This window comes from Arthrobacter sp. PAMC 25486 (assembly GCF_000785535.1).
Taxonomy (GTDB): domain Bacteria; phylum Actinomycetota; class Actinomycetes; order Actinomycetales; family Micrococcaceae; genus Specibacter.
Map to the genome: position 1 here is coordinate 2390160 of NZ_CP007595.1, position 21779 is coordinate 2411938.

Here is a 21779-nt window from a genome sequence, read left to right on the forward strand (position 1 = left end):
CGTCGGGGGAAAAGGCCCGGAAGGTGCTGCCGCGTCTGGAATCTCGTGAGGGCGGAGGTCAGCGTAGGACCGGCGAGCTCTCAGGGACGAGGACCTTCACGGCCGCCGGCGCCACCTCCAGCACGGCCGGGAGCGGGCCTGCCATCTCCCCGTCGGCGTAAATGTTCAGCGGCTTGCTGGCGCTGATCGTCACGGTGTTCCCGCGGCTGAAGCTGATATTGCGTTGGCCCAGGTGCGAACCCCGGTAGGAGCGCAGGAACATGGCCGCCACGCCCAGGATCGAGGCGCGGCCCAGCGAGACCACGTCCAGCAGGCCGTCGTCGACCAACGCCAGCGGGCAGATCCGCAGCCCGCCGCCGTATTGGCCAACATTTCCGACGGCGACCAGCCAGCCGGGAAAGATCGTCGCCTTCCCGTCCACCGACACCGTGAACGTGACGTTCTTCCACTCGAGGAACGCGCGCAACCCGCCGTAAAGGTACACAAACGGGCCCAAGTTCAGGCGTGCACTGTTGCCGTATTCGTTCGCCAGCCCGTCAAAGCCCACATTTGCGACGCCAAGATAGGGCCGTCCGTTGACCAAGCCAAGATCCAGCTCCCGGGATTTCAGCAGGGCAAGGTTTTCAATGGCCTTGACCGGGTCCAGCTCCAAACCCAGCCGGCGCACGGTGTCATTGCCGCGCCCGCCTGCCAGGGGCAGCAGGACTGCCCCGGAATCGCGGGCGCCGGCTGCCGTGGCCCCCAGAAAACCATCGCCGCCCAGCACCGCTATGAGACTGCCTGCCTCGGCAGCGCGTGCGTGCTCTGTGGCGTCAGCGAGGTTGTCGGTGATGACTACGGCGGGTGTGAACCCGGCCGCTTCAAGGGCCGCAACCGTCCGCGGCAGCAGCTTCATGCTGCGCCCTCGCCCCGAGGTGGGGTTGACGAGCAGCAGGACCGTGCCGCCGAATTCCGCACCGCTCATGCGCCGGCTCCTTCGCCAAGGCCGGGCGCATCAAAGTCCGGTGCCGCCGCAACGGCCAAGATCTCTTCCGCCCGCCCGCGGGCCTTGTCCGCGTCGGCGGGCACAAAAGCCAGCCGGGTGCGCCGCTCCAACAGGTCTGCAACGGTGGAGGCGCCCTCGGCGCGCACGGCAAATAAAAGTTCGGCACCGGTAATTTCCGTTCCATCAAACAAGGGCTCCGCCAGTGTGGGATCCATCCGGCCCAGCTCCTGTATCTGAGCAGCCTCGGTGCCATACTTTGCCACAAGCCGGGCAGGGGCATCAATGGTGCGGAGCACCGCAGCAGATGCGGCGCCCACCAGCGGCAGGGTCTTGGTGCCGCAAGGAACGTCCACACCGAGACGCCCAACCACGGCATCCACCGCATCCTGGGCCATGCGCCGGTAGGTGGTGAGCTTCCCGCCCACCACGGTGATCGGCGTCCCAGAAACATCGACCACGAGGTGGCGCCGGGAGATGTCGGAGGTGCCGTCGAAGCCGTCCCCATGCGCAGCCTCCGCCAGGGGCCGCAGCCCGGCAAAGGTGCCCACAACGTCGTCACGCGCCAGGGGCACCGCCAAGGTGGCGTTGACAACGCCAAGGAGGAAGTCGACGTCGTGCTCGGGAACCTCGGGATGGTGCCCGTCAGCGCTGTGGTCCTCCTCGTCGGTGAGTCCGATGTACACCAGCCCGTCCGGCTGCGGCAGCACAAAAACGTAGCGGCCAAAGTGCCCCGGAACCGCCACGGTGTGCGCGGCGTGGGGCAGGCCCAGCAGCTCCGCCCGCACCACCAGGTGGGTGCCGCGGCTGGGGGTCACGGTCAGGGCGGGGTCAAAGTCGGCGGCCCAAACACCCGTGGCATTCACCACCGCGCGGGCCCTGATCTGCAGCGGCGCACCCGTGCGGACGTCGACGGCATCGACCGTTTGCGCGGTCAGAGCCGTGGCCTGCACGTCGCGCACAATGTGCGCGCCAAGCCCCGCCGCTGTCCGGGCCACGCCCAGCACCAGGCGGGCATCGTCAACCACTTGCCCGTCCCAGTACAGGTAGCCGCGCCGCAGCCCCGCCACGTCCAGCGCCGGAGCCAGGGCAGCCACGGCCTGGCTGGAGAGCAGCTGCGGACGCGGCAAGATAGTGCTCTCCAGCCCGGAAAGCCTACGCAGGACGTCATAAACCACGGTGCCAAAGCCGGCCACGAGCCCCTCCCAGACAGGCGCACTGCGGACGTCGGGGATGACGAATCCCAGGGGATGGATCAGATGCGGGGCGATGCTGCCCATCAGCCAGCGCCGTTCCCTGGCCGACTCCCACGCCACCGGAAAATCCATTTTCGCCAGGTAGCGCAGCCCGCCGTGCACCAGTTTGGAGCTGTAACCACTGGTCCCCGAGGCGAGATCGCCGCTCTCAATCAGCGCCACGCTCAGCCCGCGGCTCACGGCATCCAGCGCCACGCCCGCCCCGGTGATGCCGCCGCCCACGACCACCACATCCACGGTGTTCGCGGCCAGGTGCTCCAGCGAGCGCCTGCGCGTTGCATCGTTAATCCAGGTGGAGTTGGGTGCGCCGGTCATGGCTGCTCTTTTCCGCTGATAACGTTCGACGGCGTGAGGTAGCGTTCCAGCATTTTCGCCAGCTCGGTGAGTGCCTCCTCGAAGACGCCCATCCGGAACAGGACCCGTGAGGAAAGTGCCACGCCCTGCACGGAGAGCAGCAGCGTGGTGGGTGTTCCGGCGGCGGCCTCGATGCTGCCGTCCTGCAGCCCCTTGTCCAGCAGCGCGTTCAACTGGTCCAGGATGAGCTGCTGGCTGGTACCCAACCGGTCCGTGACATAGGGGATCAGGAACTCTGGGTCGCGCTCGGCAATGGAGGCCAGCAGTTCCGAGGTGGCGAAGACACGCACGCTTTCCACGGCGAAATGCACCAACTGCTCGCGGCCGAGACCGGTGGGGGTTTCCGACTGCACTGCGCCGGTGTAGGCACGGAACTCCTGCGTCAGTGCGGCCAGGACGGCGTTTTCCACGGAGCCCATCCGGCGGTAGAAAGTCATGCGGGAGATGCCCGCCCGCTCGGCGATGTCGTTCGCCGTGGTGCGCCGCACCCCGTGCAGGACCACGGAGTCACGGATGGCGGCGAGCAGCTTTTCGTCCGCCGCAGGGATGGTACGTTGTGACTTCATGTGTCACACTGTATCTCATGGTGACCCACGTTACAGAAGAAATTCCCCGCTCTGTTTGGTACGGCTGGGGAGACCCGACTCGTGCCAGGCCTTTGAGCCCCGGCGCCCTGGAATTTATGCGCCGCACACTCAAGCTGGGCAGCGTGGCTGCGGTGCACCCTCCCGTTGATTTGTCCGAGGTCAGGGTGGGATCCGTCTCCCTGGACGACGCCGTCCTGGCAGAACTACGGGCCATCACCGGCGAAGACCATGTCGCAACGGACGCAACCTCCCGCATCCTGCACGCTGGAGGAAAGAGCACGCCGGACCTGATGCGGCGCCGCGGCGGGGACGCACTCGGAGCCCCCGACGCCGTCGTTTTTCCCGGCAGCGCCGAAGATGTCCGCGCAATCCTGGCGCTGTGCGTGCAGCGCAAACTTGCAGTGGTCGCCTTTGGCGGCGGCACCTCGGTGGTGGGCGGGGTGGAGCCGCTGCGGGGGCGGCTTGCCGGAGTCATCACCCTTGACATGCGCCGCATGGACCAGCTCCTCCACGTTGATCCCCTGGCCCGGACGGCAACCTTCGAGGCCGGAATTCGCGGCCCTGCCATCGAGGCGGCACTGGTCCCGCACGGCTTCACGCTGGGGCATTTTCCGCAGAGCCACCAGGAGGCGACGCTGGGCGGATATGTTGCCACCCGATCAGCCGGCCAGGCCTCCACCGGCTACGGACGCTCCGATGAGCTGGTCAAGTCGGCACACCTTGAGACCCCGGTGGGGCCGTTCGACGTCGGGTCCCCGGCTCCCGGTTCGGCCGCCGGCCCCAAGCTCCTGGACGTGGTGGTTGGCAGCGAGGGAACACTGGGCGTCATCACGAGCGCAAGCGTGAAGGTGGTCCCCGTTCCGGCGGAGAAGGTGTACGGTTCCTGGTCGTTTCCGTCCTTTGAAGCGGGCGCCGAGGCCATGCGCAGGCTCAAGCACGACGGCGCACGAGGCGACATGCCGCAGGTGTGCCGCTTGAGCGATACGGACGAAACGGCGTCGACCTTTAAGTTGGGTGGCTGGAAGACCGGCACACTGGGCCGCTACCTGCGCGTCCGCGGGCAAAAAACACCGGCGATGGCGCTGTTCGTCTGGGAAGGCGACGGGCGTCAGGCCAAGGCCGGCAAGCGGCGCAGCGCGCGGATCATGCGGGCGGCCGGCGGCATTTCGATGGGTCCGCTGCCCGGAAAGTCGTGGGAACACGGGCGGTTCAGCGGTCCATACCTGCGCGATGAGCTGCTTACGCGCGGCGTGTACGTGGAGACGCTGGAGACTGCGGCGTCGTGGGGAAAGGTGGCGGAAACGTATACCGGCGTGCGTGCCGCCATCCTCGGCGCGTTGGAGGCGAACGGAGGCGGCGCCTACGTCCAAACGCACATTTCCCACGTGTATTCCGACGGCGCATCCCTGTACTTCACGTTTTTGGCTGGGCTGGAGGAGGACGGGCTGGCGCAGAATGCCCGTGTGAAGGCGGCTGCGTCAAAGGCCATTGTGGCCGCGGGCGCCACCATCACCCACCACCACGCAGTGGGCATTGACCACGCTCCCTACATGGGTGCGGAAATCGGCGAGCTTGGCATCAAGGTGCTGGCCGGGATCAAGGACACGCTGGATCCGGAGGGCATCATGAATCCGGGAAAGCTCATCCCTGCCGCTTCTTCCACGGCGCCAGCCGCCGACTCCACCGACTCCGCCAAATCCGCCGAGATGTGAGATCACGCCCTGTGCACTTCGCCGAGGTGTGAGATAACGCCCGGTGCTCCCCCGCCCCATCCACCCGAAGGAACAACCATGACCATCGAATCCCTCGCCGGATCCACCGTCCTGATCACCGGCGCCGCCATGGGAATGGGCAAAATGTACGCCCACCTGGCCGTGCAAGACCACGCCGCGCATGTTGTCTTGTGGGACGTGAACGCCGGGGCGCTGGAGGAGGCCGCCGCCGAACTGAGGGGCCGCGGCTCCAACATCCACCCCTATGTGGTTGATGTCAGCAGGCTTGAGGACATCGAGGCGGTGGCGCAACAGGTGCGCACCGAGGTGGGCACCCCGGACATCCTGATCAACAACGCCGGCATTGTGCGTGGCAAATACTTCTGGGAGCACGACCAGCGGGCCGACATCGCCGCCACCATGGCGATTAATACGCTGGCCCTGATGCATATCACCCGGGAGTTTCTGCCGGCCATGATCAGCGGCGGGAGGACGTCGCGCATTGTGAACGTGGCCTCGGCCGCCGGGCTGCTGGCGAACCCGCGCATGAGTGTCTATTCATCATCCAAGTGGGCAGTGATCGGCTGGAGCGATTCGCTGCGTCTCGAGCTCAAGCAGGCCGGCCACAACCACATCCTCGTCACCACCTTCTGCCCGTCCTACATCAAGACCGGAATGTTTGAGGGCGCCCGCGGCCCGCTGCTGACTCCGCTCATGGAGCCCGAGGCCGTGACCGAGCGAGTGTGGCGGGCCATGAAGGAAGGCACCCCGATGCTCATGATGCCGTGGACCGTGAAACTGAGCACGGCACTGCGCGGCGTGCTGCCGATCGCCGCCTGGGACGTGGTGGCCGGGCGCGTGTTTGGCGTCTACAAGTCGATGGAGCATTTCACGGGCCGGAAGTGAGGTCTACCGCCCGGTGAATCCCGGCTTCCGCTTGGCCGTAAAGGCTGCGAAGCCCTCCGCATAATCGGCCGTTGTGGATAGGCCCACCTGCGCCTCATTTTCAAGCACGACGGCGTCCCACAGTCCCAGCCGCCTCTCCCGTAGCGCTGCCACAAGGGTTTTGCTGGCATTGAAGGCCTTGGTTGGGCCGGTGGCGGTTTTGGCTGCCGCGGCCCGGGTGACTTCCACGAGTTCCTCCGCCGGCAGTGCCCGGCTGAACAGTCCTGCCGCCACGGCCTCGCTGCCGCTGATCAAATCCGATGTGTATATAAGGTCAAGGGTGCGGTGTGCGCCCAGGGTTTCGGTGAACAGCCAGTGCCCGCCGGAATCCAGTGTGGCTCCGAGGTTGCCAAACGGCGAACCAAACTTGGCATTCTCCGCCACGTACACCACGTCCGTGGCGATCAGCAGACCCAGCCCCACTCCAAGGCAGGCGCCCTGTGCTGCCGCAAATGTGGGTGCGGGAAAGGCAGCCATCTTTTGCAGCAACGGGGTCAGCAGGCCTTCGAGGTAGCCGCGGGCGTCGTCGTTGGCGCCGTCCACCCCGGCAATGTCGCGGCCCGCGCAAAACGCCCGCCCCTCGCCGCGGAGCACCAAGGCCCGCACCGCGCCAGCCGCAACTTCAGCCGCCGCTTCGTCATAAACGGCACTGAGCTCCCTCAGCCCGTCTTCGTTGAGGGAGTTCAGCTTGTGAGGGGCGTTCAGCACAATTTCGGCAACGCCATGAGCGATGAACAGTTCAATCACGATAACTCCTCAGCCGTCGTAGTCAACGGTGACCTCCGGCGTGGTGGGGTGGGATTGGCAGGTGAGGACGTAGCCGGCGGCAAGCTCCTCGGGTTCAAGCGCGTAGTTTTCATCCATGGCCACTTGCCCGGACACCAGCTTGGCGCGGCAGGTGCCGCACACGCCTCCCGCGCAGGCGAACGGCACATCGGGGCGCACACGCAAGGCAGCGTTGAGCACGGATTCCCGGGCGTGGACAGGGCTGCGGATTTCCGCGGTGAGTCCGTCGAGCGTGAACGTGATCTTGCACGTTTCCTCGGAGGAGTCGATCAGCACGGGCCGGCCGTGCTGGCCTGCGGGACGGTCCGGGCGGCCCGTTGTGAACAGCTCAAAACGGACGTCGCTGCGGGAAACGCCGCGGGCTTCGAGGACGTCGCGGCACAGCTGGACGAGTTCGAAGGGGCCGCAGAGGAACCATTCGTCGACGTCGTCCGCGTGGATGGCCTTCGTCAGCAGTGCCTCCAGCTTCTCGGCGTCGAGCCGCCCGCTGAGCAGCGGGGCGATGCGTTGTTCGCGCGAGAGCACATGGTGCAGGGCGAAACGGCCCGGATACCTGTCCTTCAAATCCGCCAGCTCCTCGAGGAACATGACGTCCATGGCTGCCTTGTTGGCGTAGACCAAGTCCAGGCGGGTGTCCTCGCTACCACCCAGCAGCGACCGCGCCAGCGCCATGACGGGCGTGATCCCCGAGCCGGCCGCAATGGCCACGTATTTTCCCGTGCGCCGGCCCAGATTCTCGGGGTGGTTCATGCTGGTCAGGACATTTTGCGGATTGGGCAGTCCGCTTCGGGAAATGAACGCGCCCTGGGGGCTCATGACCTCCATGACGGCGCCGGCTACCAACTCCGCGTTGGCCCAGGTGGAGAATTCGCCGCCGATGTCGCGCTTGATGGCGATTCTCAGTTCCGAGCTGCTGTCGGGAAATTGCACGGGCACGGCGCAGAGGGAGTAGCTGCGGCGCAGTTCGCGCAGCACGCCGTGCTCGTCCGGCATGTGCACGCGCAGGGCGACGTACTGGCCGGGCAGGTAGTCGTACCAGCCGGCCAGCCCAGCCGGGACGGCGAACGTGACCTCGATGGCGTCCTCCGTCAGCCGGTGCACCTCCGAGACTTCCAACTCATGGAACGACGCCCTTCGCCGGGCCGTGGCGTCCGTGGGAACACTGACAGGAACACTCATCAGAGCACCTTGAAGTAGTCGAACGGTTCCCTGCATTCGCCGCACACGTACAGCGCCTTGCAGGACGTGGAGCCGAAACGGGCCAGTTCGCGCGTGTTCAGCGACTGGCAGTGCGGGCATTTCACCTGCAGGGCGAGGCGGACCGGGCCGCTGTGGCCGCCCACCTGAGACTGCCCGCTGGGCGGGGCAATACGGAAGGCCTCCAGCTTGGCGCGTCCCGCGGCGCTCATCCAGTCGGTGGTCCAGGCCGGGGACAGCACCGTCACGATCTCCGGATCCGGCCAGCCTTGTTGGGCGAACGCCGCCCGCAGATCGTTCCGGATGGTGTCCATGGCGGGGCAGCCCGAGTAGGTAGGCGTGATGGTGACCCTCACGTTTAGTCCCGCCACTTCCACCTTCCGCAGGATACCGAGGTCCTCGATGGTCAGCACGGGCAGCTCGGGATCGGGCACGGCCGCGGCGATGTCCCAGGCGGTCTGTTGCGACTTGGTGGCCGCCGTTTCGGTGCCGGCCGCTTGACTGCGCAGTTCAGCCACGGCGCTCACCAGCTTGCCCCGGGAAATTCGCGCGCCAGAACCTGCATTTCCGCCAGCAGGTAGCCCAAATGTTCCGAATGCCGGCCGTGCCGCCCGCCGCCGGTGGCCATGGGATGCGCGGGCACCGCCAGTTCCGCCTCGGCCAGGACCGCACCGGTGGTCCGGTCAAATTCCGCTTTGAGGCTGGAAGGCACGACGCCGGCGTCCCCCACTTTTGCGGCCAGCGGATCGTCTTCAAAGAGCTCGCCGACAAACGGCCACATGAGGTCCAGTCCGGCGATCATGCGCCGGCGCGATTCCTCCGTGCCGCCGGCCAGGCGCAGCACCCATTGTGTGCTGTGGTCCAGGTGGTAGTCCACTTCCTTGACGGCCTTGGCCGCGATGGCGGAGAGCATGGGATCGGAGGAGCCGCTGAGTTCGCGGTAGAGCGGGTATTGGTAGTTGGCGGCGATGAACGCCCGGGCGATGGTGGCGGCAAAGTCGCCGTTGGGCTGTTCGAAGAGGTGGGCGGAGCGGAACTCGGATTCGCGGCGGAAGTAGGCGAGATCGTCCTCACTCTTTCCCCACGCCGCTCCGGCATAGCTGAGGAACGACCGGGCGTGGCCCAGCTGGTCCAGCGCAATGTTGCCCAGCGCCACGTCCTCCTCCAGTTCGGGGCCGCGGGATATCCACTGCCCCAGGCGCTGGGCTAGGACCAGGGCGTCGTCTCCCAGATGGAGGGCGTATTGGGCCACGTCCTCGTTGGGTCTGGCCGTGCCGTCGGCGGCTGCGAGCGCAATGTCCTCGGGGCGCAGCGCATTGCCGGGAGTGATCCTGGTGGCGGAGGCGGCGCTGTCCCCCTGAGCCCAGGGGGTGGGGTTGCGGCGCTTGGGGGCCTCGCCGGCGAGGGACCCGCCGCGAGCCTGCGAGTGGGGGGAGCCGGTGGGGATCATAAATGTTTCACCCCTTCACTCTTCGTATAATACGTGGCGTGGCGGTAGTCCTTGCCCTGCGGGGACTCGAAAAAGGAGCCCTTGGCGTCGGGGTCGGAGGCGGCGATCGCATCGGAGGGGACCACCCAGATGGACACTCCCTCGTTGCGGCGCGTGTACAGGTCGCGGGCGTTGCGCAGCGCCATGGCGGCGTCCGGGGCGTGCAGCGAGCCGGCGTGGACATGACTGAGCCCGCGGTTTGAGCGCACAAAGACCTCCCACAAGGGCCAACCCGGGGCACCCGGGGCGGGAGCCGGCGTCGTGCCTGCATCGGGGGAAACGGCACGTGAGGTTGTGGCGGATCCGGCGGAAACAGCAGCGGAAATTTCAGCGGGACACATGGCTAGGCCGCCTTCATCCCTGCGCGCGCGGCCTGCTTGGCGGCATAGGCGGCGGCCGCCTCGCGAACCCAGGCTCCGCCGTCGTGCGCGGCACGGCGGCGCTCCATCCGCTGGGCATTGCAGGGACCGCGGCCGGCCAGAACCTCCTTGAATTCGCCCCAGTCGAGCGGGCCATGCTCCCATTTCCCGGTGTCCTCATTGAGGCGGACGTCCGGGTCCGGCAGCTCGAGCTCAAGCACCTTGGCCTGCTCGGCCAGCATGCCCACGAAGCGGGACCGGAGCTCGTCATTGCTGAAGCGCTTGATGTTCCAAGCCATGGACTGGCGCGAATTGGGCGAATCCGCGTCCGGGGGGCCGAACATCATCAGCGATGGCCCGTACCAGCGGTTCACGGCATCCTGCGCCATGGCCTTCTGCCGGGGTGTGCCGTGGGAGAGCTCCAACAGGATCTCAAAACCCTGCCGCTGGTGGAAGGATTCCTCCTTGCAGATGCGCACCATGGCCCGCGCATACGGCCCGTACGACGCCCGGCACAGCGGGACCTGGTTGGTGATCGCGGCGCCGTCCACCATCCAACCGATGGCCCCCATGTCCGCCCAGGTGACGGCCGGATAGTTGAAAATCGAGGAATATCGGGCCTTGCCGGCCAGCAGCTGCCCGGTCATTTCATCCCTTGTGGCGCCCAGGGTTTCCGTGGCGGAATAGAGGTAGAGCCCATGGCCGGCCTCGTCCTGCACCTTCGCCATAAGTATGGCCTTGCGCTTCAGGCTCGGGGCGCGGGTGATCCAGTTGGCCTCGGGCTGCATGCCGATGATCTCCGAATGCGCGTGCTGCGACATCTGCCTGATGAGGGCGTGGCGGTAGTCGGCCGGCATCCAGTCCGTCGGCTCAACCCTGGAATCCTTGGCAAGGATTCTCTCAAAATTGGCCTGCCCGGCGTCATCGCCTTGTTGCCTTGACATGGCGTCTCCCTCGACATCCGCTGTGCAAATGGCCGTTACATTAATTACCGACCGTTCGTTCAGGATATAATGGACGGCATGGCCAGTCAATGTCTCCGGCGACCCCTCGGCTGCGCATTGACAGTGGGCCGAGATGGGTATTACCTAATGAACATTCGGTCGGAATTTTTGGGAGTGGACATGGTGGGCGAGTCAGGCATGGCTGGTGATGTTGGCACGCCGCCAGGCGTGGGCCCCCAGCCCCGCGTGCGCTCCGGCCCGCGCCCCGGACATGCGATCCTGCTCAATGACTACGCGTCCGAGTGGCTGGGCATCGAGGTGCTGGAGGTGTCGGATGGCCACGCCGCCATTGCCATGACCCTGCGGGCGGAAATGATGAACGGTTTCGGCACCACCCATGGAGGGATGATCTTCGCATTCGCCGACTCCGCCTTTGCCCTGGCCTGCAATTGCGCCGACGGCGGCGGGGACAGCGTAACTGTGGCATCCGGCGTCGACATTAATTTTCTGGCCCCAACGCACACAGGCCAGCGTCTTACGGCGATCGCCAACCGGCGCCAGCAGCAGGGCCGCAGCGGCCTGTACGACGTGCAGGTTTTCGCCGCGGACGATGGGGGTGCCCAGGACTCCGGGGGTGCCGACGGCGGCCCCACCGTGGTTGCCGAATTCCGCGGCCGCAGCCGGAGCATCCCGAAGAAACTTGCACGCTGAAAGGCCGAAGACCATGAACAGCACGCCCTCCCCGAAGCCCGAACCGGCAGACCCGTCCCAGTTGGATGCAGCGGAGCTCCTGGGCCGCGATGAACTGGAAGCGCTGCAGCTGACGCGGCTCCGGCACACCTTGGCCTGGGCCTATGAGCGCGTGCCCATGTACCGGCGCAAGTTTGACGAGTCCGGCATCCACCCCTCAGACCTCCGGGAACTCGCCGACCTCGCGAAATTCCCGTACACCACCAAGGAAGACCTCCGCCGGGAATACCCGTTTGGCATGTTTGCCGTGCCCCGGAGCGAGGTGGTGCGCATCCACGCCAGCTCCGGCACCACCGGCCGGCCAACGGTGGTGGGCTACACCGGCAATGACATCGCCATGTGGGCGTCGCTGGTGGCAAGGTCCATGCGCGCCTCCGGTGTCCGCCCGGGAATGATCGTCCACAATGCGTACGGCTACGGCCTGTTCACTGGCGGACTGGGCGCCCACTACGGCGCCGAGGCACTGGGCACCACCGTCGTCCCGATGTCCGGTGGGCAGACCGAAAAACAGGTCCAGCTGATCCAGGACTTCGAACCCGACGCCATCATGTGCACACCCACGTACCTGCTGACCATCATGGACGCCATGGCCCGCCGCGGCATCGACCCGCGCACCACCTCACTGAAATTTGCCGTGTGCGGCGCGGAACCCTGGACGGAGGAGATGCGCCGGGAACTGGAAACAGGCATGGATTTGGATGCCTGCGACATTTACGGCCTCTCCGAGGTCATGGGTCCTGGCGTGGCCGGAGAATGCGTGGAAACCAAGGACGGCAACCACATCTGGGAGGACCACTTCATCCCGGAGATCGTCGACCCCCTCGACCACGCCACGGTGCTGCCCGGCGGCCAGCAGGGCGAGCTGGTGTTCACCTCACTGACCAAGGAGGCGCTGCCAATCATCCGCTACCGTACAGGGGACCTCTCCAGCCTGCTGCCAGGCACGGCACGCCCGTCCATGCGCAGGATGACGCGCATCTCGGGCCGCAGCGACGACATGATCATCCTGCGCGGTGTGAACCTGTTCCCGTCCCAAATCGAGGAAATCGCGCTGCGCATCCCCGCCCTGAGCCCACATTTCCAGCTGGAACTGACCCGCACCGGGCACCTGGACGAGATGACCATCCACATCGAACCGCGCGAAAACACCACACCGGAGGACAGGGTTGCCGCCGCATCCACCTTGAAGCAGCAGGTCAAAAGCTACATCGGCTCCACCTGCACCGTGGACATCGCGGCACCCGGCTCGCTGGCCCGTTCCAACGGAAAACTGCGCCGTGTCTACGACAACCGTCCCGCCGAACCCCCCGTGAGAAACTAGGGACCATGCCCAACACCGCCTCTGCCGCTTCCGCTTCCGCAGCCCCTGTTGCCGCGCCGTCCGCCGCTCTCGCTCCCCCTGCCGCTGCCGCCGCCAAGCGGGGCCGGCCCGGCTATGACCAGCAGTCCGTGCTGCGGATCGCCGTGGACGTGTTCAACAAGCACGGCTACGAGGCCACCTCCATGGGCATCTTGGCCGAGCACCTGGGCATCACCAAGTCCGCCATCTACCACCATGTCCCGTCCAAGGAGGAGCTGCTGCGGCTGGCCTTGGAGGAGGCCCTGGGCGGCCTAGAGGGTCTGTTGAAGTTCGACGGCGCCACTTCCGGAGCGCCTGATGCCCGCCTTGAGTTTGTGCTCAGGGGGACGATTTCCGTGTTGGTGGAGCGGCTGCCGTTTGTCACCTTGCTGTTGCGGTTGCGGGGAAACACGGAGATGGAGAGGGAGGCCATGTCCCGCCGCCGCGCCTTTGACCGCACGGTCACGGGCCTGGTTGCCAAGGCGCAGGCGGCTGGCTCGCTGCGGGACGACATTGCCGCCGGGACCATCACACGGCTGCTGTTCGGAACGGTGAATTCCATTGTTGAGTGGTACAAACCGGGCGGCAGCCTATCCGCGGAGAAACTGGCGGATGATGTGCTGGCATTGTCATTTCAGGGGCTGCGCCGGTAGTCATGCGGGGATGCGGAAGTAGCAGTTCAAATACGCCTTTCCTGTGATTTGCTGCTGTAACTGATGGATAATTGGCCATTTCTCCCGAACAATTCCTCCACAGTTCGACCAGTTACTAGAGTTATCCTCATTTTCGATTTTTCAACGTAGAATGTCAGACCCTCCGCGTAGTGTTTGATCTATGGACGCGACGGCAAAGGAGCCGGGATACCCCGGTTCCACTCAGGACGGCAAGGCGGCTGGTGAACACATCCACCAGTTGCTGGTCCTTGCCGAGTCGCTCGTGCGGACCGCCGGGGCGGGCGAAAACGACGCTTTGCTTTCCACAGCCCTGGGACTTGGCGTTGCTTCTCTCAGTGATGACGATGCCGCGGCATGGGCGCAGACATTGGAACATTTGAATCGGTTACTTCAGGGGCTGATGGTTCACGCTGCCGGGGACCTGTCCGAACGTGTTTCTGCCGGGCGGTATCAAGAATCCGGGGATCGGAAACCAGTTGATTTCCTCAGTTCCTCGTTGCACCTCAGCCGCGCCGAGGCCAACAACCGGCTCAGGCTTGCCGACCGGTTCCTGCCGGCCACGGACCCGTTGACGTACGTGGTGACCCCGCCCAGCCAGCCGGTGCTTGGATCTGCGTTGTTCGCGGGGTTGATCTCTGCAGAGCAGGCAATGGTGGTTTCCGGATTCGTCGACCAGGCCTCCCGGCTGGAGAAGTCAGGGACGGTGCAGGCCGGGGATGTGGAGTCGCTCGAAGCAACCCTCGCCCGCCATGCCGAAGTGGAGCCGCCGTATTTCCTGCGGCATTTGGGCATTCGCGCCCTGGCCCTGCTTGATCCTGATGGGCAAAAACCGTCCGAGGCCCAACGGTTGGCCAAACAAGGCATCTCCTTCCGGCGGCCCTACCGCGGATGGGTCAGGATCGACGGTTACCTCACCATCAGCCAGTACGAACAAACCATGGCCTGCATAGACTGGGCCACAAACCCCAAGAGGCAGAACAGTAGTGCGCAGGACGCCGCCCAGACAACTTCCGCTGGCGACGCACACGGCGATTTTTTGCGGAGCGATTTCGTGCAGGGCGATGACGTGCCAGGCGGCAGCGCACAGCAGGAGAGCTCCCAGGCATTCCTTTCACCGGATGATCTGATGGGCTTGCTGCGCGATTCCGCATCCGGCCTTGGCACGGCGTCACCGCCTGCAGGATCCGGGCCGCCGCCCCCGGAAGCAGACCCGGCATCCGATCACCACGGAACCAATACCGGCCACGCGAAGCCTGCTTCGGCACCGGCACCAACACCCCGTGCCACTCCTGAAACCGGCCAAGGCTGGCGGCGCCCCCTTACCGCGGATGAGATTCCGCTGCGGCCTCCCAACGCTCCGCCTGATGCAATTCCTCCGGTTTACCCGGGAGAGTCGTGGTTCTGGTTTCCGGACCTTTCGGGAGAGAACAATGGCTGGGAGCCGGGGCCGGATGACGGACTCCACGGAAATACCGGTCCATTTATCGCTACAGAACCGTCGGGAGGCCATCAACCCTTCGGCGCCCCGGAGCAGTGCGGCGGCGCGTGTCCACCCGAAACCTCGTGGCCCCCACCGAAGGAGGAACCCGAAGCCGCCTGGTGGGCGGGTCCGGTGCCACCTGAGGGAGATGACCCCGACGGTACGGCGCAGCCGGAAGGAAACGTGGAGCCGTGGCCCCACCTTGTCAACGGGGTCTGGGTTCCGGCGCCCGGATCGGATGAGGACCTCCCGGGGTTGAGTCCCATGGATCCGGACAGCACCGATCCGGCCGTAAGGGACCGGCGCACCCGGGCTCAAATGCTGTTGGACGGCATGCTCCACTGCCTCAGGTTGGCGGCCGGCACGGACAAGCTGCCCATTAACGGCGGGCTGAAGACGCAGCTATACCTGTCACTTACGCACGAAGACCTCGACCGCCATGCCAAGGGCGGCACCGTGAATTCGCCGTACAGCGGCCAGGTGCCACTGTCATTGTTTGCCGAGGAGATGTGCGATGCCGGCGTCACCCAACTTCTGGTCGACAGCAACGGGGCGATCTTGGACGTTGGCCGTACGCAACGGCTTTTCACCTTCGCCCAGCGCAAGATTCTTGTGGCCCGTGACATGGGCTGCGCCTTCCCAGGTTGCATGGCACCACCGCAGTGGACAGAGGCTCATCACATAGTCCCGTGGCAGGACGGCGGAGCCACCAGTGTCAACAACGGTGTGTTGTGCTGCAGCCAGCACCACCACTACCTTCATGACAGGGGCTGGAGCGTCCGGCTCGATGGCGGCGTCGCTTGGTTCACGCCGCCCTATTCCGAGGACATCACCCGTAGGGAACGCCGCAACACGTACCACCACGACCGGGTCTGAGGCGGCGCCCCACACCGGCGACCGGCGTCCCGGCAGGCATTGACGGGGCAGCCGTCTCGGGCGCAGGCTGGTGGCATGGCCACCAAGATATCTGATCAGCTGCAACAACTCAGCCTCGAACTCCGCTTTGAACCGACCCCCAAACGCATCCGGGCGCTCCTCGGTGAACACGTGGTGTTGGATTCCCGGCGGGCCGTCATCGTTTGGGAACCACGGCGGATGGTGCCGTGCTACGCGGTGCCGGCGGACGGCGTCGTGGGTGTCCTGAGCCCGGCCGCACCTCCAGAACCCACCCCGCTGGCACCTCCCGTGCTGCACCCGGGCATCCCATTTAGCGGACACAGCACTCCGGGGGAATCGCTTGACGTGTCCGTGGGCGGGCTGACGGCGGAGGCTGCGGCTTTCCGTTTCGACGACCCGGACCTGGCGGGCTACCTGGCGTTCGATCCCGCAGCCTTCAGTTGGCTGGAGGAGGACGACGCCGTCCAGTCGCACCCGCGCGACCCTTTCCACCGTGTGGACATCCGCCACAGCTGCCGGCACATCCGGGTCAGCAGCAACGGAACCGTCCTGGCCGAGTCCACCTCCCCGGTCATGGTATTTGAAACCGGCATGGCGGAGCGGAGCTACCTGCCGCCGGCCCATGTGGACTGGAGCCAGCTGATCGCCACCGATACTGTGACGCTGTGCCCCTACAAGGGTGCCGCCAGCTATTGGCGGCTGGCCGGGGCAAGCGGGGGAGATGTGGCTTGGAGCTATCAGGAGCCGCTGCCTCTGGCAGGGGAAATTGCCGGGCTGGTGTGTTTCTACGACAACCTGGTGGATGTCGAGGAGCTGTAGCCGGCGGGAAATGCTCGCCTACGCGTACAGCGTCTCCACCTTTTCCACGAGGGTCAGCACGTCGTAACTGGCAACCACATCGCCGTTCTGGTTGTGCAGGACAGCGTCCCAGCGGACCTCCCCGTAGTCGTCCGTCACTCGCGGGGTGATTTGCTTGGCGGTCAGTGTGACACGGATGGCATCCTCTGCGGCCACAGGTGTCAGGAAACGCAAATTCTCCAGCCCGTAGTTCGCCAGCACGGGCCCCGGCGCAGGCTCCACAAACAGTCCCGCGGCCCAAGAAACGAGCAGGTATCCGTGGGCCACAATCCCCGGAAAGAAAGGGTTCTTCGCAGCCGCTGCAGCATCGGTATGGGCGTAGAAGGTGTCGCCCGTGGTCTTGGCAAAGGCGGTGATGTCCGCCAGGGTGACCTGCCGCAGGCCTGAGGCGAACGCGTCGCCGATGCGCAGCTGTGCCAGGGACTTCCGGAAGGGATGCACCTCCCCGGCCCTCCCGCCAAACTCGGGGTCCCCAGCAATCCGGCGATCCGCACCCTCGTGCCACACCCCTGTCACGGCTGTGAGCATGTTGGGTGAACCCTGGATGGCGGTGCGCTGCATGTGGTGCTTGACGGAACGGATCCCGCCCAGCTCTTCGCCGCCGCCGGCCCGCCCCGGCCCGCCGTGCACGAGGTGTGGCACTGGTGAGCCGTGGCCCGTCGACGTCCGCGCATCCTCCCGGTTCAGCACCAGCACGCGCCCGTGGCGGGAGGCAATCCCCGCCACGACATCCCGGACAAAGCCAGGATCGTTGCTGCACACCGTCGCCACCAGCGAGCCGGCCCCCAACGCGGCGAGCCGGACCGCCTCGGAGGCTCCATCGTCGTGGGTGGAAAAACCGAGCACGCCGCACACCGGGCCAAAAGCTTCGAGCGTGTGCACGGCGGGGGCCTCGGCGTCCGGCCAATCCAGCAGCACGGGTGACATGAAGGCGCCACGCCCGACGCCGGCCCCCACCTCGTCCGCATCCTGAACCATGGGTGCCGCCAGGGTTCCGTACGCGAGCTCGCCTCCCGCGACCAACATGGCTGCGACGGCGGCGCGGACGTCGGCCAGCTGTTCCAGCGAGGCGAGCGCGCCCATGGTGACGCCCTCGGTGCGGGGGTCGCCCACCACTATCCGCTCGTTGATGCGTGCGCCGACGGCATCAATCACGGCACCGCGCAGCCCGTCGGGAACTATGGCCCGGCGGATGGCAGTGCACTTTTGCCCCGCCTTGACGGTCATCTCGGTGACAACTGAGCGGACGAACGCGTCAAACTCGGGGGTGCCGGGGATGGCGTCGGGACCGAGGATGGCGGCGTTGAGGGAGTCGGTTTCGGCTGTGAAGCGGACGCCTCCGCCGGACACGTTCGGGTGGTCTCGCAGTAGCCTGGCGGTGCTGGCGGAGCCGGTGAACGAGAGCATGTCGCGGTAGTCCAGGTGGTCCAGTAGGTCGCGGGCGGAGCCGGCCACCAGCTGCAATGAGCCGGGCGGCAGGATGCCCGATTCCACCATGGCCCGCACGGCCGCCGCGGCCAGATAAACACTGGGCGTGGCGGGCTTGACGATGGTGGGCACACCGGCGATGAAAGCGGGAGCAAATTTTTCCAACATCCCCCAGACGGGGAAATTGAAGGCGTTGACTTGCACATCCACACCCGGAATGCGCGTGTAAATGTGTTCGCCCATGAAGGAGCCGTCCTTGCTCAGCACCTCAACAGGACCCTCCACGATGATGTTGGAGTTGGGCAGTTCGCGCCGGCCCTTGGAGGAAAACGTAAACAGCACGCCAATGCCGCCGTCGATATCCACCATGGAATCGGTTTTTGTGGCACCGGTCTGGGCGGACACGGCGTACAGCTCCTCACGGCGGCCGTTGAGGAATGTGGCCAGTTCGCGCAGCTTCAGTGCACGTTCATGCATGGTCAGGCGGCCCAGTTCCGTCTGCCCCACGGTGCGTGCATGCTCGACGGCGCCCGCCAGGTCGAGCCCCTCGGCGCACACCCGGGCGAGCACCTCCCCCGTGCTGGCGTCGAGGGCGTCGGTGGCGGGAGCACCGTCGTCGGGCGTCCACCAGGCGTCCTTGATGTAGCTGGGAACCGTTTCAATCGCCGTAGCTGTTTCCATGGCGGGCGAGTCCTTTCACTGATGTTTGCGGAGTTGTTGGCGGTGTTGTTGGCGGGCAGGGTTGTTGCTGGGCAGCTCATCCCCAGTCGAAGAATCCCTTGCCGGTCTTGCGCCCCAGCTCACCTCGGGCCACCAAGTCGTACAGGATTTGTGGCGGCGCGAAACGCTCCCCCAGCGTCTCTGCCAGATATTCGGCGATCTCCAAGCGCACGTCCAGGCCCACCAGGTCGGTGGTGCGCAGTGGGCCGGTTTGGTGCCGGTAGCCAAGCACCATGGCATTGTCGATGTCTTCCGCGCTGGCCACGCCCTCTTCCAGCATGCGCATGGCCTCCAGCGCCAGCGCCACCCCGAGCCTTGAGGAGGCAAAGCCCGGCGAGTCCTTGACCACGACGGCGGTCTTGCCCAGGGCCGCAACCCACAATCGGGCGGCATCCAGCAGCGACGGCAGCGACTGGCTGCCAATGACAATTTCAATCAGCATTGATGCAGGAACCGGGTTGAAAAAGTGCAGCCCGATGAAGTTTTCGGGCCGTTTTAGCCCTTCAGCCAGCCCCGACACGGACAGTGACGACGTGTTGGTGGCCAGGAATGCGGTGGGAGCCAGTTGATCCTCCACCGCTTTCAACGCAGCCGCCTTAAGTTGCTGAATCTCCGGCACCGCCTCCACCACCAGCTCACACGGGCCAAAATCCGCGTAGCTCGTGGAAACCGCAAGACGGGACAGCAATCCGTCAGCACTGCCGGCAACCCCGCGCTCCAGGGACTTGGCCACGGCGCTTTCCACACGGGCGCGGGCAGCCGCGGCAGCACCGCCGTCGCGCTCCACGACTGTCACCGTGCATCCGGCCATGAGAAAGGCGTGCGCAATGCCGGCGCCCATGCGCCCGCCACCCAGGACCCCCACAAGGTGCGGGAGCGTTGGTGAAAAACGCCCCGGATCTGCAGGAGGGTTTGCAGGGGAGGGGGCGTTTGCAGTTGGTGGAGTGGTGGGGGTGCTTGGGTTGGGTGTCATTTTTTCCTCCGGTCCAAGAACGCCTGCATGCGCTGGAACTTGGCGGGCGACTCAAAAAGTGCCGCCTGTTCCTGGTTGTCGATCTCCGGGTGGGCGTCCCGAGGCGCACGAAATGCCCGCTTCGTGGCCTGCACTGCGAGCGGGTCCTGGGCACAGATCCGGTCTGCGAGCGCGTGCGCGGCGGTCAGCAACTCGGGGGCTTCCACGAGTTCGGTGATGAGCCCGACGGCCAGGGCTCCCTCGCCCGTCAGCGTGCGCCCGGCCAGCAGCATCTGCAGCGCGATGGGCTCCCCCACCAATTCCTTCAACCGCCAGGTTGCCCCCGCTGCGGCCATGATGCCCAGGGATATTTCCGGCTGCCCGAGGCGCAGTTCGCGCGTGCCGATCCGGAAGTCCGCGGCGTACGCCAGCTCCGCCCCGCCGCCCAGCGCATAACCGTCCAGGGCTGCAATGACGGGCATGGGCAGCCCGGAAATCCGCTCAAACAGGCCGGAATTGATGCCGGCCAAGGCATCCTCCCGGCGTCGCCCCAGCAACTCGGCAATGTCCGCCCCGGAGGCGAAAAAGCCCTTCGTGCCGGCGGTCTCGTCGCCGGCGGCGCCGGACAGGATGAGCACCTTGGGCTCCGCCTCCAGATGGGCGCAGACCGCGTGCAGCTCCGCCACCATCTGCGCGTCGATCGCATTCCGCACGGCGGGCCGGTTCAGCTGCACCGCAACCCGGTCCGCACCCTCGGTGACCACAAGCGTAGCGAAGGCCGCGGGATCAAGGAGGTGTCCGGCGTCGTCCTTCACAACCCCTCCACCAGCAGCGCCGCCCCTTGGCCAACGCCGACGCACATGGTGGCCAGGCCCAGGCCGCCCGGCGCCTCGCGCTCCAGCCGGCCCAGCAGGGTGATCACGATGCGCGCCCCGGACGAGCCGAGCGGGTGGCCGAGGGCGATCGCGCCGCCGTCGAGGTTCACGGTGCCGGGGTCCAGGCCGAGTTCGCGGATGCAGGCCAGGGATTGCGAGGCGAATGCTTCGTTAAGTTCGACGGCGGCCAGCCGGCTCACGCCGATGCCGCGCCTCTCGAGGATCTTGCGGGTGGCGGCGACGGGTCCCATGCCCATGACTTCCGGGGCCAGCCCGGCGGTGGCTCCATCCACGATGCGGGCGCGCGGGGTCAGGCCGTACGTCTTGACTGCGTGTTCGGAGGCGACGAGGATGGCGGATGCACCGTCGTTCAGGGTGGAGGAATTGCCGGCCGTGACCACGGTTCCGCCCTTGACCACGGGCCGCAGCCCGGCCAGCACGTCCATGGTGGTGCCGGGGCGGGGGCCTTCGTCGGTGTCCACAACCGTGCTGGCCTTCCTTCCGCGGACCGTGACCGGGATGATCTCCGGGGCGGGCCGTCCGGCGGCAATCGCCGCAAGGGCCAGGGTGTGGGAGCGAACGGCAAAGGCGTCGGCGTCCCCGCGGCAGATATTGAAGCGGCGGGCCACCTCCTCCGCGGTTTCCGTCATGGAGAACGTCATTTTTCCGTCTCGGGACAGCTCGCCGGAGAGGAAGCTGGGGTTGGTGAAACGCCAGCCGATCGAGGTGTCGAAGCTGGCGCCCGGCTTCGCGAATGCCTGCTCCGGCTTCGCCATGACCCACGGTGCACGGGACATTGATTCCACCCCGCCGGCCACCACCAGGTCCGCCGCCCCGGCCTTGATCATGTGCCCGGCCAAGGTGATGGCACTCATGCCGGAAGCGCACAGCCGGTTCACGGTAATGCCCGGAACAGTGTCGGGGAAGCCGGCCAACAGCCAGGCCATGCGCGCCACGTTACGGTTTTCCTCTCCGGCACCGTTCGCATTGCCGAAAATAACCTCATCAACGGCCGCCGGATCCAGTCCGCACCGGTTGATGAGTTCCTTGATGGTCAGGGCGGCGAGGTCGTCGGGGCGGATGCTGGAAAGCGCGCCGCCGTAGCGTCCCACCGGTGTACGGATGCCGCCCACCAGAAATGCCTGCGGTGCCTCTGCGGACATGTCTACACTCCTTTGTGCAAGCTTTTGAGCCT

At 66.2% G+C, this 21779-nt stretch carries 20 protein-coding genes; 7 read left to right on the forward strand and 13 right to left on the reverse strand.

Features of this window, described 5'->3' with window-relative positions:
* Positions 1-58: 58 nt before the first annotated feature.
* From art_RS10960 to art_RS10970, 3 genes are read right to left on the reverse strand one after another with little or no spacing between them, the layout of a single operon-like run.
* A complete protein-coding gene (locus tag art_RS10960) occupies positions 59-964 on the reverse strand; it encodes a diacylglycerol kinase family protein (protein WP_038464955.1) in 906 nt (301 codons plus the stop codon).
* Positions 961-2553 (reverse strand): glycerol-3-phosphate dehydrogenase/oxidase, encoded by a 1593-nt coding sequence (locus tag art_RS10965; protein WP_052136282.1) that lies wholly within the window; start codon positions 2551-2553, stop codon positions 961-963. Before art_RS10965 ends, art_RS10960 begins: the two co-directional genes overlap by 4 nt.
* Positions 2550-3158, reverse strand: a complete 609-nt coding sequence (locus art_RS10970) for a TetR/AcrR family transcriptional regulator (protein WP_052136283.1) — start codon at positions 3156-3158, stop codon at positions 2550-2552. Before art_RS10970 ends, art_RS10965 begins: the two co-directional genes overlap by 4 nt.
* Positions 3159-3175: 17 nt before the next feature.
* Between art_RS10970 and art_RS10975 the strand changes: the two genes are divergently transcribed.
* Together art_RS10975 and art_RS10980 are read left to right on the forward strand one after the other, a co-directional pair.
* Positions 3176-4891 (forward strand): FAD-binding oxidoreductase, encoded by a 1716-nt coding sequence (locus art_RS10975; protein ID WP_052136285.1) that lies wholly within the window; start codon positions 3176-3178, stop codon positions 4889-4891.
* 78 nt (positions 4892-4969) lie between these two features.
* Positions 4970-5797 (forward strand): SDR family NAD(P)-dependent oxidoreductase, encoded by an 828-nt coding sequence (locus tag art_RS10980; RefSeq protein ID WP_038464957.1) that lies wholly within the window; start codon positions 4970-4972, stop codon positions 5795-5797.
* 3 nt (positions 5798-5800) lie between these two features.
* Here art_RS10980 and art_RS10985 read toward each other — a convergent pair whose 3' ends face one another.
* The 6 genes from art_RS10985 to paaA are packed head-to-tail and all read right to left on the reverse strand — an operon-like array spanning position 5801 to position 10611.
* The gene (locus tag art_RS10985) at positions 5801-6583 is read right to left on the reverse strand and encodes an enoyl-CoA hydratase/isomerase family protein (RefSeq protein WP_038464959.1); all 783 of its coding nucleotides are present in this window, start codon (positions 6581-6583) and stop codon (positions 5801-5803) included.
* 9 nt (positions 6584-6592) lie between these two features.
* Positions 6593-7801, reverse strand: coding sequence for a 1,2-phenylacetyl-CoA epoxidase subunit PaaE (paaE, locus tag art_RS10990; RefSeq protein ID WP_038464961.1), 1209 nt, complete (start codon positions 7799-7801; stop codon positions 6593-6595).
* A complete protein-coding gene (paaD, locus tag art_RS10995) occupies positions 7801-8337 on the reverse strand; it encodes a 1,2-phenylacetyl-CoA epoxidase subunit PaaD (protein ID WP_253901327.1) in 537 nt (178 codons plus the stop codon). The genes paaE and paaD overlap by 1 nt, the downstream gene beginning before the upstream one ends.
* Positions 8338-8342: 5 nt before the next feature.
* Positions 8343-9269 carry a 1,2-phenylacetyl-CoA epoxidase subunit PaaC gene (gene paaC, locus art_RS11000; protein ID WP_082000244.1) on the reverse strand — a complete coding sequence of 309 codons (927 nt, stop codon included), beginning with the start codon at positions 9267-9269 and terminating at the stop codon, positions 8343-8345.
* Positions 9266-9649 (reverse strand): 1,2-phenylacetyl-CoA epoxidase subunit PaaB, encoded by a 384-nt coding sequence (gene paaB, locus art_RS11005; RefSeq protein ID WP_038464963.1) that lies wholly within the window; start codon positions 9647-9649, stop codon positions 9266-9268. The genes paaC and paaB overlap by 4 nt, the downstream gene beginning before the upstream one ends.
* 2 nt (positions 9650-9651) lie before the next feature.
* Positions 9652-10611, reverse strand: a complete 960-nt coding sequence (gene paaA / locus art_RS11010; RefSeq protein WP_038464965.1) for a 1,2-phenylacetyl-CoA epoxidase subunit PaaA — start codon at positions 10609-10611, stop codon at positions 9652-9654.
* A 198-nt stretch (positions 10612-10809) separates the two neighbouring features.
* Between paaA and art_RS11015 the strand changes: the two genes are divergently transcribed.
* The 5 genes from art_RS11015 (at position 10810) to art_RS11035 (ending at position 16570) form a co-directional block, all read left to right on the forward strand.
* Positions 10810-11322, forward strand: coding sequence for a hotdog fold thioesterase (locus art_RS11015; protein WP_082000551.1), 513 nt, complete (start codon positions 10810-10812; stop codon positions 11320-11322).
* Between the two features lie 13 nt (positions 11323-11335).
* Entirely contained in the window at positions 11336-12682 is a 1347-nt protein-coding gene (gene paaK, locus art_RS11020; protein WP_038469739.1) for a phenylacetate--CoA ligase PaaK, read from the forward strand.
* Between the two features lie 5 nt (positions 12683-12687).
* Entirely contained in the window at positions 12688-13353 is a 666-nt protein-coding gene (locus tag art_RS11025) for a TetR/AcrR family transcriptional regulator (protein WP_038464967.1), read from the forward strand.
* Positions 13354-13534: 181 nt separating this feature from the next.
* A complete protein-coding gene (locus art_RS21030) occupies positions 13535-15730 on the forward strand; it encodes an HNH endonuclease signature motif containing protein (RefSeq protein WP_052136286.1) in 2196 nt (731 codons plus the stop codon).
* Between the two features lie 75 nt (positions 15731-15805).
* Complete coding sequence (locus art_RS11035) at positions 15806-16570, forward strand: DUF427 domain-containing protein (RefSeq protein WP_052136288.1); 765 nt, start codon at positions 15806-15808, stop codon at positions 16568-16570.
* 18 nt (positions 16571-16588) lie between these two features.
* Here art_RS11035 and paaZ read toward each other — a convergent pair whose 3' ends face one another.
* From paaZ to art_RS11055, 4 genes are all read right to left on the reverse strand, one after another.
* Positions 16589-18718: a phenylacetic acid degradation bifunctional protein PaaZ gene (gene paaZ, locus art_RS11040; protein WP_038464969.1), complete on the reverse strand. Its 2130-nt coding sequence runs from the start codon at positions 18716-18718 to the stop codon at positions 16589-16591.
* A gap of 76 nt (positions 18719-18794) precedes the next feature.
* Positions 18795-19730, reverse strand: a complete 936-nt coding sequence (locus art_RS11045; protein WP_082000245.1) for a 3-hydroxyacyl-CoA dehydrogenase family protein — start codon at positions 19728-19730, stop codon at positions 18795-18797.
* Positions 19727-20524 carry an enoyl-CoA hydratase/isomerase family protein gene (locus art_RS11050; RefSeq protein WP_038464971.1) on the reverse strand — a complete coding sequence of 266 codons (798 nt, stop codon included), beginning with the start codon at positions 20522-20524 and terminating at the stop codon, positions 19727-19729. The genes art_RS11045 and art_RS11050 overlap by 4 nt, the downstream gene beginning before the upstream one ends.
* Entirely contained in the window at positions 20521-21747 is a 1227-nt protein-coding gene (locus art_RS11055; protein WP_038464973.1) for an acetyl-CoA C-acyltransferase, read from the reverse strand. Before art_RS11055 ends, art_RS11050 begins: the two co-directional genes overlap by 4 nt.
* Between the last annotated feature and the right edge of the window lie 32 nt (positions 21748-21779).

Excerpts from the sequence above, each read along its gene's own strand:
- art_RS11055 (WP_038464973.1), bottom strand. The coding sequence starts at position 21,747 with ATGTCCGCAGAGGCACCGCAGGCATTTCTGGTGGGCGGCATCCGTACA.
- art_RS11045 (WP_082000245.1), bottom strand. The coding sequence starts at position 19,730 with ATGACACCCAACCCAAGCACCCCCACCACTCCACCAACTGCAAACGCC.
- paaB (WP_038464963.1), bottom strand. The coding sequence starts at position 9,649 with ATGTGTCCCGCTGAAATTTCCGCTGCTGTTTCCGCCGGATCCGCCACA.
- art_RS10970 (WP_052136283.1), bottom strand. The coding sequence starts at position 3,158 with ATGAAGTCACAACGTACCATCCCTGCGGCGGACGAAAAGCTGCTCGCC.
- paaK (WP_038469739.1), top strand. The coding sequence starts at position 11,336 with ATGAACAGCACGCCCTCCCCGAAGCCCGAACCGGCAGACCCGTCCCAG.
- art_RS10980 (WP_038464957.1), top strand. The coding sequence starts at position 4,970 with ATGACCATCGAATCCCTCGCCGGATCCACCGTCCTGATCACCGGCGCC.
- paaA (WP_038464965.1), bottom strand. The coding sequence starts at position 10,611 with ATGTCAAGGCAACAAGGCGATGACGCCGGGCAGGCCAATTTTGAGAGA.
- art_RS11025 (WP_038464967.1), top strand. The coding sequence starts at position 12,688 with ATGCCCAACACCGCCTCTGCCGCTTCCGCTTCCGCAGCCCCTGTTGCC.
- art_RS10975 (WP_052136285.1), top strand. The coding sequence starts at position 3,176 with ATGGTGACCCACGTTACAGAAGAAATTCCCCGCTCTGTTTGGTACGGC.
- art_RS10965 (WP_052136282.1), bottom strand. The coding sequence starts at position 2,553 with ATGACCGGCGCACCCAACTCCACCTGGATTAACGATGCAACGCGCAGG.
- art_RS11035 (WP_052136288.1), top strand. The coding sequence starts at position 15,806 with ATGGCCACCAAGATATCTGATCAGCTGCAACAACTCAGCCTCGAACTC.
- art_RS11015 (WP_082000551.1), top strand. The coding sequence starts at position 10,810 with ATGGCTGGTGATGTTGGCACGCCGCCAGGCGTGGGCCCCCAGCCCCGC.
- paaE (WP_038464961.1), bottom strand. The coding sequence starts at position 7,801 with ATGAGTGTTCCTGTCAGTGTTCCCACGGACGCCACGGCCCGGCGAAGG.
- paaC (WP_082000244.1), bottom strand. The coding sequence starts at position 9,269 with ATGATCCCCACCGGCTCCCCCCACTCGCAGGCTCGCGGCGGGTCCCTC.
- paaZ (WP_038464969.1), bottom strand. The coding sequence starts at position 18,718 with ATGGAAACAGCTACGGCGATTGAAACGGTTCCCAGCTACATCAAGGAC.
- art_RS10960 (WP_038464955.1), bottom strand. The coding sequence starts at position 964 with ATGAGCGGTGCGGAATTCGGCGGCACGGTCCTGCTGCTCGTCAACCCC.
- art_RS21030 (WP_052136286.1), top strand. The coding sequence starts at position 13,535 with ATGGACGCGACGGCAAAGGAGCCGGGATACCCCGGTTCCACTCAGGAC.